9 protein-coding genes and 1 other annotated feature are annotated in these 12015 nt (G+C 39.8%); all 9 genes read right to left on the bottom strand.

What is annotated here, in order from left to right; genetic code table 11:
* Positions 1-168 precede the first annotated feature (168 nt).
* Positions 169-1542 (bottom strand): argininosuccinate lyase, encoded by a 1374-nt coding sequence (gene argH / locus HMPREF1639_RS01665; RefSeq protein WP_036762583.1) that lies wholly within the window; start codon positions 1540-1542, stop codon positions 169-171.
* 147 nt (positions 1543-1689) lie between these two features.
* Complete coding sequence (locus HMPREF1639_RS01660) at positions 1690-2973, bottom strand: argininosuccinate synthase (protein WP_084572442.1); 1284 nt, start codon at positions 2971-2973, stop codon at positions 1690-1692.
* 363 nt (positions 2974-3336) lie between these two features.
* Positions 3337-3544, bottom strand: a binding site (T-box leader).
* A 156-nt stretch (positions 3545-3700) separates the two neighbouring features.
* Positions 3701-4156 (bottom strand): SsrA-binding protein SmpB, encoded by a 456-nt coding sequence (gene smpB / locus HMPREF1639_RS01655; RefSeq protein ID WP_036762580.1) that lies wholly within the window; start codon positions 4154-4156, stop codon positions 3701-3703.
* On the bottom strand, positions 4156-6288 hold the full coding sequence (gene rnr / locus HMPREF1639_RS01650; protein WP_036762578.1) for a ribonuclease R: 2133 nt from the start codon (positions 6286-6288) through the stop codon (positions 4156-4158). Before rnr ends, smpB begins: the two co-directional genes overlap by 1 nt.
* Positions 6289-6411: 123 nt before the next feature.
* Complete coding sequence (gene secG, locus HMPREF1639_RS01645) at positions 6412-6642, bottom strand: preprotein translocase subunit SecG (protein WP_198021040.1); 231 nt, start codon at positions 6640-6642, stop codon at positions 6412-6414.
* A 162-nt stretch (positions 6643-6804) separates the two neighbouring features.
* Complete coding sequence (gene eno / locus HMPREF1639_RS01640; RefSeq protein ID WP_036762572.1) at positions 6805-8097, bottom strand: phosphopyruvate hydratase; 1293 nt, start codon at positions 8095-8097, stop codon at positions 6805-6807.
* 173 nt (positions 8098-8270) lie between these two features.
* Complete coding sequence (gene gpmI / locus HMPREF1639_RS01635; RefSeq protein WP_036762569.1) at positions 8271-9797, bottom strand: 2,3-bisphosphoglycerate-independent phosphoglycerate mutase; 1527 nt, start codon at positions 9795-9797, stop codon at positions 8271-8273.
* Positions 9798-9817: 20 nt separating this feature from the next.
* The gene (tpiA, locus tag HMPREF1639_RS01630; protein ID WP_036762567.1) at positions 9818-10558 is read right to left on the bottom strand and encodes a triose-phosphate isomerase; all 741 of its coding nucleotides are present in this window, start codon (positions 10556-10558) and stop codon (positions 9818-9820) included.
* A 25-nt stretch (positions 10559-10583) separates the two neighbouring features.
* Positions 10584-11783, bottom strand: coding sequence for a phosphoglycerate kinase (locus HMPREF1639_RS01625; RefSeq protein ID WP_036762564.1), 1200 nt, complete (start codon positions 11781-11783; stop codon positions 10584-10586).
* Positions 11784-12015: the final 232 nt, after the last annotated feature.

Here is a 12015-nt window from a genome sequence, read left to right as displayed (position 1 = left end):
ATTTAACATCTTTATGTTTTAAATAAGATATCCTATTTTATTAGTATAATTTTTTCTTTTAAAGGTATAATAATACATTTTAAATTTTTATGTAAAAAACAATATAACTTATATACAACTCACCTAGACCATCTACATATCTGAAATTAACAATATTCTATAATATAGCTAAACATTCCACCCTCTAACAAATTCAATATGATTGACTACCTGGTCCCTGCTAGGCCCCCCCAGAGATTGTCTGCTTTCCACACAGGCTTCAACAGCAATATTATCAAATATATCTTCCCCTATAAGATCACAGTAGGCCTTGTAGTCATCAAGGCTGATATCTTCAAGATCAATGCCTTTTTCTATGCAATCAAAGACTATTTCACCTACTAGCCTGTGGGAGTCCCTAAATGTCAACCCCTTTTTAACCAGGTAGTCTGCCAGGTCTGTAGCATTTAGGAAGCCTTGTCTAGTTGCCCTCAACATATTATCCTTCTTTACCTTAAGGGTTTTCATCATTGGCTTGGCAACCATAAGGGCCTTGGTCCATGTCTCTACACCATCAAAAAGTGCTTCCTTGTCTTCCTGCATATCCTTGTTATAGGCCAGTGGTAGGGCCTTCATCATAGACAATACAGTCAAGAGGTCTCCATAGACCCTGCCGGTTTTTCCCCTTATCAGTTCGCAGGCATCTGGATTTTTCTTTTGGGGCATCATAGAGCTTCCCGTGCTATAGGCATCATCCATTTCTACAAAGGCAAATTCCTGACTTGACCAAAGTATCAATTCTTCACACAATCGACTCAAGTGCATCATACCCAATGAGCAAGCACTCAGTAGGTCTATAACAAAATCCCTATCACTGACACCGTCCAAAGAATTCATAGTCGGCATATCAAAATCCAGGTCCTCTGCTATCATTTGTCTATCTATGGGAAAACTCGTTCCTGCCAGGGCTCCACTACCAAGTGGCATGGTATTGTGTATGGCCTTCCAAGACTCCAACCTGAGTATATCCCTTCTTGCCATCTCTACATGGGCCATGAGAAAGTGGGCTAGTGATATGGGCTGGGCTCTTTGAAGGTGGGTATAGCCAGGCATTATTGTGTCAATATTTTCCTCTGCCTTATCAACCAAGCCCTCAATCCACTCCCTCAATAGGCCTGATAGCTTGTCTACAGACTGCCTGGCATATAGCTTTAAATCAAGGGCTACCTGGTCATTTCTGCTTCTTGCTGTATGTATTTTCTTGCCTAGAGGTCCTATCTTTTCTGTTAATAGGACCTCTATATTCATGTGGATGTCCTCGTGCTTACTTGAAAACTCCACCAAGCCCTTTTCTATATCACTTTCTATGTCTTCCAATCCACTTATTATGATATCTGCCTCTTCCTTTTCTATTATTCCCGTCTTTCCCAGCATTTTTACATGGGCCTTGCTACCCTCTATATCATAGTGGTAGAGTTTCCAGTCAAAAGCGATAGACGAATTGAAGTCTTCCATTATACTGCTGGTATCAGACTGAAACCTACCTCCCCATAACTTTTTCATGTTAGCTCCCTTCTGGGACCTTACTTGCCAATCACTTAGCAAGCAGGTCCTATTAATATAAATATTTTTAGACTTTATCCTAGGTCTAAAATTTTACAATTTATTCCGTATTTTCAATATTTCCATACCTAAAACTCAAATGCCTGTCTAAATATCCAGACCGGCCTTGGCCTTCATCCTTGCATTTGTCTTTAGTGGTAGGGAGAATAGATTTATAAATCCTTCTGCATCCTTCTGATCATATACATGGTCTTCTCCAAAAGTCGCAATCTCCTCACTATAAAGTGAATATGGTGACTTTATTCCGGCTGGTATGCAGTTACCCTTGTATAGTTTTAGTTTGACCTGACCACTACAAGTTGCCTGTGTTGAGTCTATAAAGGCATCCAAGGCCTGCTTAAGCGGTGTATACCATAGGCCATCATATAGTAATTCAGCATACCTAATCCCTATATGAGACTTGAAAGATGCCGTATCCCTGTCCAGAGTCAAGCTTTCCAAAAGTTGATGGGCTTCCATCAGTAGGCTTCCACCTGGTGTTTCATATACTCCTCTTGACTTCATACCTACCAATCTATTTTCTACCATGTCCAAGATTCCAATACCATGCTTGGCTCCGATTTCATTGGCCTTTTCAAGTAGGGCTAGGGGCTCTAATATCTGACCATTTATGGTTACTGGCTGGCCCTTTTCAAAGTCGATAGTTACATACTCTGCTTGGTCAGGTGCATCTTCTGGCCTTGTACATATGAGACAAAGGTCATCAATCGGTTGGTTTTCAGGATTTTCTAGGTCCCCACCCTCATGGCTAAGGTGGAATACATTCCTGTCCATACTATAAGGTCTTTTCTTGGTTACTGGTACTTCTATGCCATGCTCTTTTGCATAGTCTATGGCATCTTCACGAGACTTGATATCCCACTCACGCCATGGGGCTATTATCTTTGTATCCTGGCTAAGGGCTGCTATTGACACCTCAAACCTAACTTGGTCATTACCCTTACCTGTAGCCCCATGACATATATACTGGGCTCCTTCCTTTTTAGCCACATCTACCAAGGCCTTGGCTATCAAGGGTCTAGCAACTGATGTTCCCAAAAGATATTTTCCTTCGTACTTGGCACCAGCCTTGATGACTGGCCATACAAAATCCTTTACAAAATCCTTTTTCAAGTCTACTATATAGCACTTGCTAGCCCCACTTTTTAGGGCTTTTTCGTATACTATATCTAGCTCGTCTCCCTGACCTACATCGCCACAAACTGCTATAACCTCACAGTTTTCATAATTTTCCTTCAACCAAGGTATGATTACCGATGTGTCCAAGCCACCAGAATAGGCCAGAACCACCTTGTTAAGGCTAGTATCCTTTAGTTTATTTTCTAGACTTCCATTATCTTTTTTAACTGCTACACTATCTATATTTTTCATATTTTTCCTCCATTTATCCATTTCAGCTTATATATAAGTCATTTCAACTTATCTTTTCAAGCCATATATTTTTTAATCCATATATATTATTTGTATTTTTAAGGTATATACCATCAGTTTAATTCTTTCATACTGCTTTTCATTTATTTTGGCAATACTCATCTCCTTTAAACAAATAAAAAAGCCTCTTGGGCATAATGCCCAAGAGACGAATACTTCCGCGTTACCACTCTTATTGATAGGATATCCATCATCATAAATAATACAAAATACAGTATAGTTTATGCAATAGAAATTATAGGGCGAAAAGCTATCTGCTATCCGGAATCGCAAATAATAAAAAAAGTCTCTTGGACACAAAGTCCAAGAGACGAAAAATTTCCGCGTTACCACTCCTATTGATAGATATACTATCCTCTCAAACCCTTAAGGCGGGAAACCTGCTACAATACTATTATTTCCTGTAACAACCTCAAAAGCTCTCTTCACTTCAAACTTCAATATCGGACTCACACCAGGCTCCGACTCGCTGAAAATTCATCTGAGTTACTCTCTTTATCATCGGCTTTATTTAGTTGAGTATTATTATATTGTTTCTTACTAGTCTTGTCAACACCTTTTTTAATATTTTATTGGGACCTACTTACCAATAGATAAAATATTATAATTTTCAAGCTCATCTTGTAGCAAATAAAATGTCATCATATTTTATCATCTTTATAGGTTTCTAATACCTGTCCTTAGACTCTCTTTCTATCCTTCTCATAGCATCCTTTTTAGCAAGGTCTTGTCTCTTATCATAGAGTTTCTTACCCTTGGCAAGACCTAGTTCTACCTTGACTCTACCATTTTTCAGATACATACTCATAGGAACTAGAGAATATCCCTTTATAGTTGTAGCACCTATCAGTTTTCTAATTTCAGCCTTATGGAGTAGTAGTTTCCTAGTTCTTAGTGGATCCACGTTGTATCTATTTCCCTGCTCGTAGGGACTGATATGAACCTGTTTTAGGAAGACCTCACTGTTATCTACAGATGCATACCCTTCCTTTAGGTTGATCCTGCCCTGCCTAATCGACTTGACCTCAGTTCCTTTTAGCTCTATACCACATTCAAAGACCTCATCTATAAAATAGTCGTGTCTAGCCTTCTTGTTAGTTGCCAGTATTTTTTTACCTGACATTAGTTACCACCCTCTATCATTTCAAAATCTATCTCTCTTGCATCTACATTTACATTGACCAATTCAACCTCAACCTTCTGACCCAACATAAAGGTCTTGCCTGTTCTCTGGCCAACCAAGACACTAGCCTTCTCTACATAGTCATACATATCCTCTAGTGATGACAGTCTTATTAGACCTTCTATACCATTGTCCAACTCCACAAACATACCAAAGCTGGTAATGCTAGATATGTGGCCTACAAATTTCTCCCCAAGCTTGTCTTCCATGTATACTGCCTTATAGTAGTCATCCACATCCCTTTCAGCATCCACTGCCTTCCTCTCCTGAGTTGAAGACTGGTTGGATACAGCCTCAAGTATGGAATCATAGTGGGCCCTCCTCTTATCGTTGAAACATCCGTCTATATTTTCCTTGATAATCCTGTGTATCTGTAGGTCAGGATATCTCCTGATAGGTGAGGTAAAGTGACAGTAGTACTTGGCTGCTAGACCAAAGTGCCCCTCACAACTAGGTGCATACTTGGCCTGTTTCAGGGACCTCAGCATTATAGTCCCTATAGCCTGCTTGGTCTCCTTGTCGTCAATCTTGTTTAGGACATCCTGGAGGTCACCCGGTCTCACTTCTGACCTACCAGTACGCATACTATATCCCCTAGCCTGAACAAAGTTTCTTAGACTCATAATTTTTTCTGGGTCTGGCTCCTCATGTATCCTGTAAACAAATGGAAACTTAAGCCAATAGTAGTGCTCTGCTATTGTTTCATTGGCCAATAGCATAAATTCCTCAATCATCTTGTTTGATGTCCTTCTTTCATATGGGACTATATCAACCGGCATACCTCTTTCATCTAACTCTATCTTGGCTTCTGGGAAGTCAAAGTCAATTGCCCCCCTCTTAAACCTTCTCTTTCTCAATATCTGAGCCAGGTCACCTGCATGCTTGAAACTAGTCAAGAAGTCACTGTATTTTTCCATAAGGTCAGAATCATTATTTTCCAATATTTCACTTACTTCATGGTAGGTCAATCTAGCCTTGGACCTGATTACAGACTTGACTATATCATACTTGACTACCTTGCCATTTTTTGGTTCAACCTCCATGATACATGATAGGCTCAACCTATCTACCATTGGATTTAGTGAACATATACCATTTGAAAGCTTCTTTGGTAGCATAGGTATTACCTTTTCTACTAGGTAGACTGATGTAGCCCTCTTTAAGGCCTCCCTGTCGAGCGGAGAATTTTCTATCACATAGTGGCTTACATCGGCTATATGGACACCTAGCTTATAGTTTCCATTGTCTAGCAAGTCTACACCTATAGCATCGTCAAAATCCTTGGAGTCATCTCCATCTATAGTGTATATCAGGTCATCCCTAAAGTCAGTCCTGCCTACCATCTCTTCATCAAGCACGTAGTCTGGTATATTTTCCACCTGGTTGATGACCTTGGGATTAAAGCCTTCTACCAAACCGTGGGCCCTTACAATCGAATCTATCTCAACATACCTATCGCCCTTTTGACCCAAGACCTCTACTATCTTCCCCTCTGGCTTTTTATCGTCTCCATCTGGCCATACCGTAATCCTGCAGACTACCTTGTCATTATTTTTTGCCCCACTAAAATAGGTCCTGGGTATAAATATATCTCGGTCAAATTTCTTATCATCAACTATCACAAATCCAAATGACTTGCTATCATGGAATAAGCCTACTAGTTCTTGATTGCCCCTGTTTAGTATCTTGACAACCACTCCTTCAGCCTTGTTTTTTCCATAGGCCGGCCTAGTTATCTTGACCAAGACCTGGTCTCCATTAAAGGCACCCTTTCTAGAGTCACCGTCAATAAAAATATCATCTTCAGAGTCATCAGTCACCACAAAGCCGAACCTACTCTTAGTAGCCCTATATATACCCCTCTTCATATCAAAATTTTCCAGGCTCCCCACCTTATTTCTTGAATTTATAAAGAGGTCTCCCGCCTCCTTCATCTCATCTAGCATCTGAAAAAATGCCTGTCTATCTTCTTTAGTTTCAACAAAAACCTGGGCCAATTCGTCCTTTTTCATAGGCTTGTAGGCCGGTTCCATCAGCAAATTTATTACATTTTCTTTTATATTCTCTAACATTGTCAACACCTCCTTGTCAACAAAAATATTTCAATTATAGTATAACATATATATCGATTTTTATACAAAAATATCGGCAACATCAAACCATTGACACTGCCGACCAATCTTCTTATCTATTAACTACTTCATTACCATCACAAGCGCTATTGCATTTATAAAAAACAACACTGAAACTATCTTTGTCATCTTGTTCAAAAAGGCTTCTTTACCCTTTGGTTTGAAATAGGCCTGTGAAGAACTATCTTCTATAAATACCTGAGGCTGGTTCTGCTTACTCTGTTGTGGTAAAACTACAATTATCATCACTACACTCAAAAAAATCTGTATAGCCATCAATATATTCCCTAACATCACGTCCTCCTTAAAAATAATCTTTCCATAAAATCCATCATTAATTATAACATAGGCTAAGCCTAATTACAAGGTTTCTTTGACTTTTTGATAATTTTTATAATTTATATATAAAAGGGGCCTAAGATTAGACCCCTTAAAACTCATATTTATCCTAGCAGATTACTTGCTTAGGTTATAGAATGATCTCAACTGTTCGTATCTAGCAGATTCACCAACAATTTCTTCGATTCTTAGTAACTGGTTGTACTTAGCAACTCTATCAGTTCTTGATGGAGCACCAGTCTTGATCTGGCCAGCATTTACAGCTACAGCTATGTCAGCTATAGTAGTATCTTCTGTTTCACCTGATCTATGAGATATAACTGCTGTATATCCAGCTCTCTTAGCCATTTCTATAGCGTCAAGAGTTTCAGTTAGAGTACCTATCTGGTTAACCTTGATTAGGATTGAGTTAGCTACACCAGAATCGATACCTCTTTCTAGTCGTTCTGTATTTGTAACGAATAGGTCGTCACCAACCAACTGGATTCTCTTACCAAGTCTATCAGTAAGTAACTTCCAACCATCCCAGTCTTCTTCATTTAGACCGTCTTCTATTGTGATTATTGGGAACTCATTTACCCAACCTTCAAATAGGTCTATCATTTCTTCAGAAGAAAGAACCTTGCCTTCTCCCTTTAGCTCGTACTTCTTAGTTTCTTCATTGTACATTTCAGATGCAGCAACGTCCATACCTAGCATTACGTCCTTACCTGGTTCTAGACCAGCAGCCTTTATAGCTTCAACGATTAATTCTAGAGCTTCTCTGTTTGAAGCAAGGTTTGGAGCGAATCCACCTTCATCACCTACACCACAAGCTAGTCCCTTTTCTGCAAGAACCTTCTTTAGGGCGTGGAATACTTCTGCACCCATTCTTAGGCCTTCAGCGAAAGATTCAGCACCAACTGGTAGAATCATGAATTCCTGAACGTCTACGTTGTTGTCTGCATGCTCACCGCCATTTAGTATGTTCATCATTGGAACTGGTAGCTGCTTAGCATTTACTCCACCTATGTACTGGAATAGTGGTAATCCCAATTCATCAGCTGCAGCTCTTGCTACTGCTAGTGATACACCTAGTATAGCATTAGCTCCTAGCTTACCCTTGTTTGGAGTTCCATCTAATTCTATCATTAGACCATCTATTCCTGGCTGGTCGAAAGCATCTAGGCCTTCAACTTCTGGAGCTATTATTTCGTTAACATTGTCAACAGCCTTTAATACACCCTTACCGATGTATCTTCCCTTATCTCCGTCCCTTAATTCTACTGCTTCGAAAGCACCTGTAGATGCACCTGATGGTACTATAGCTCTACCTAGGGCTCCACTTTCTAATACTACCTCTACCTCTACTGTAGGGTTACCTCTTGAATCTAGAACTTCTCTTGCATAAACTAATTCAATAGCTGACATATTCTTTCTCCTCTCGTTCTCAAATTGCTTATAATTTTTATCACTAATATTATATCACAAACTATAAATCGATCACTTAATTTTTACCTAAATATTCGTTACTTTTTGTTTTTATTACAAATAAATTGATGGGTAAATTTGTAAAAGTTTCTTTAAAATATATATTGTACGAATTATTTAATCAATGAATGACCTGTCATTTCTTCTGGCTGGTCCATCTTTAGCATGGCCAACAAGGTTGGAGCTATATCTGACAGTCTACCATCTGTCAATAGGTCTCTTCCCTTAAATTCATCCCCTACCACTATAAATGGAACTGGGTTTGTTGAATGTGATGTAATAGGTCTACCTGTTTCTAGGTCTACCATTAGCTCAGCATTACCGTGATCGGCAGTGATTATACCACTACCACCAAGGCTAATTACCTTTTCAAATAACCTGCCAACGCACTTGTCAACAGTCTTTATTGCCTTCATAGTCGCATCTATGCTACCAGTATGTCCTACCATGTCTGGGTTGGCAAAGTTTACAACGATTAGGTCATACTTGTCTTCATCCAAGGCTGCCAACAGCTTGTCAAGCAAGTCATAGGCAGACATTTCCGGCTGCATATCATATGTAGCCACCTTTGGAGAAGGTATCAATATTCTATCTTCACCTTCATAAGGCTTCTCTATACCACCATTGAAGAAGAATGTAACGTGGGCATACTTTTCAGTTTCTGCCGCCCTCAACTGCTTCATTCCCCTATCTGATAAGTACTGGCCTAGAGTATTTATTATATCCTGAGGTCCAAAGGCTACCTGGACACCCTGAATTGTAACATCATATGTAGTCATACATACAAACTTAGTTGGAACCAAGTCTCTTTCAAAGCCTGTAAAATCTACATCTACTATAGCTCTTGTGATTTCTCTTGCCCTGTCTGGTCTAAAGTTGAAAAATACTACTGAGTCATCAGCCTTGATATTCCCTATAGAACCATCTGGCCCCTCAATTACTGTCGGCACTATAAATTCATCATTTACATCTGAAGCGTATGAAGCCTGAACACACTCTGAAGCTGACTTGGCCCTTGGTCCCTGTCCTTCAACTATGGCCTTGTAGGCTACTTCCACTCTTTCCCATCTCTGGTCCCTGTCCATGGCATAGTATCTACCAGATACACTGGCAAACCTACCTAGTCCAAGTCCTTTCATATAGTCTTCTATCTGACCCACATAGTCGATTGCACTCTGAGGGTCTGTATCTCTACCATCTGTAAATGCATGAACATATACCCTTGTTAAACTATTTCTTTTGGCCATATCTAATAGGGCCTTTAGGTGGTCTATATGCGAATGGACACCACCGTCAGACAGTAGGCCTAATATATGTAGGCTCTTGTCCTTGGCATTTTCCATTGCTGCAACCAAGGCTGGATTTTCAAAGAAATCTCCATCTTCTATGGCCTTAGTTACCCTTGTTAGGTCTTGGTATACTACCCTACCAGCACCTATATTAGTGTGTCCAACCTCAGAATTACCCATCTGGCCTCTTGGAAGACCTACATCTAATCCACTAGCCTCAATTAGGGTATGAGGGTATTTTTCAGATATAGCGTCTAGGTGGGGAGTCCCTGCCAATGCTATGGCATTTCCTTCCATATTGGGTGTATATCCAAAACCATCCATTATTGTTAATACTACTGGTTTTTTCATAATTATTACCTTCTTATCTATTAAAACTTCAACAATCCTAGGAAGTCTGCTGGCTTAAGTGATGCACCACCTACTAGGGCACCATCTATATCAGACTGACCCATTATTTCTGCAACATTAGCTGGCTTTACACTTCCACCATACTGGATCCTTACCTGGTCAGCTAGGTCTCCGTATATATCTCTTACTACCTGTCTAATGTAGGCAATTACTTCATTTGCCTGGTCAGCCGTAGCAGTCTTACCTGTACCTATAGCCCAAATTGGCTCATATGCTATTACTACTTTTGCTAGGTCTTCTGCCTTTACATCGGCTAGACCTGCCACTATCTGGCCCTTTACCTTGTCCATAGTCTTGTCAGCTTCTCTCTCTTCAAGTGTTTCACCACAGCAAAGAATTGGGTTAATACCTACTTCTATAGCCTTTAAGACCTTCTTGTTACAAGTCTCATCAGTTTCACCGTAGTATTCTCTTCTTTCAGAGTGGCCTATGATTACATAGTCCATCTCTATTTCTACTAGGTTGGCTGGGGCTACTTCACCAGTAAAGGCACCTGAGTTCTCATAGTGCATATTCTGAGCACCTACTTTTATATTTGTACCCTTAGTTGCTGCCTTCAAATCCTTTAATAGGGTGAATGGCGCACAGATTAGAACTTCTACATCCCCTTGAGTCTGTCCCTTTACTTCTTCAATAAATTTAAGACCTTCTTTAATTGTCTTGTTCATTTTCCAGTTACCAGCGATTATTGGCTTTCTCATATCTATCTCCTTATTATCTTTTATCTTATTTGTTGTCTAGGGCTACTATACCTGGTAATTCCTTACCTTCAAGGAACTTAAGTGATGCTCCACCACCGGTTGATATATGGCTCATCTTGTCACCAAATCCCATCTGGTTTACTGCAGCAGCTGAATCTCCACCACCTATAATTGTAGTAGCATCTACATCAGCCATGGCCTGGGCAATTGCCTTAGTACCATTTGCAAAGTTTTCAAATTCGAATACACCCATTGGTCCATTCCATACTACTGTCTTTGATTCCTTAACAGCAGCTGCAAATAATTCTCTAGTCTTTGGTCCTATATCTAGACCCATACAGTCAGCTGGTATATCCCTACCTTCAGTTATATGAGGCTGGGCGTCTTCTGCAAACTTATCAGCATAGACTACATCTACAGGTAGTAACAATTTCACTCCCTTGGCCTGGGCCTTGTCCATCATTTCCTTGGCATAAGCTACCTTGTCTTCTTCTAGAAGAGATGTCCCTATTTCATGACCTAAGGCCTTGATAAATGTATAGGCCATACCTCCGCCTATAATCAATGTGTCTACCTTTTCTAGTAAGTTATTGATTACGCCTAGCTTGTCACTAACCTTGGCTCCACCTAGGATAGCAAGGAAAGGTCTAACTGGGTTTTCAACTGCTGAACCAAGGAAGTCCAATTCCTTCTGGATTAGGTAGCCACATACTCTTTCTTCCAAGAACTGGCCTGCACCTACTGTTGAACAATGAGCTCTATGGGCAGTACCGAAGGCATCATTTACAAATACTTCAGCTAGAGATGCCAATTCTTTTGAGTATCCTTCTTCATTCTTTGTTTCTTCTTTTCTATATCTAGTATTTTCTAGTAAAACTACGTCTCCATCCTTCATCTGGTCAACTGCCTTCTTGGCATTTTCACCTACTACGTTGAGATCAGCAGCAAATACTACTTCCTGGCCTAGCATTTCAGACAATCTAGCTGCAACAGGTGCAAGTGATAGTTCTTGCTTGGCCTCTCCCTTTGGCTTGCCCAAATGCGAGCAAAGTATAACCTTCGCTCTGTTTTCTATTAGGTACTTTATTGTAGGCATAGCCCCAACTAGTCTATTTTCATCAGTTATTTTTCCGTCCTTTAGAGGCACATTAAAATCGCATCTAACCAAGCACTTCTTTCCTCTTACATCGATGTCTTCAATTGTCTTTTTGTTAAGCATTGTCATAGAACTTCTCCTTTTAACTTACTATTTTGTGTCATTATTTGACCCCTACTATAAATACAAGTCCAGTTTAGCTAGCTAAACTAGGCTAAAAACACAACTTTTTCATAAATATTATATCATATATTATTGTATTTTCTATATTTATAGGCATATTTTTGTAATAATATAGCATATTTATTTCAATCGAGTAGGGAGGACTTTCTCCTCCCTCTCACACCACGGAGCGTGCCGT

This window comes from Peptostreptococcus sp. MV1, assembly GCF_000758885.1.
Classification (GTDB): domain Bacteria; phylum Bacillota; class Clostridia; order Peptostreptococcales; family Peptostreptococcaceae; genus Peptostreptococcus.
This window is presented reverse-complemented; position numbering and strand designations above follow the sequence as displayed.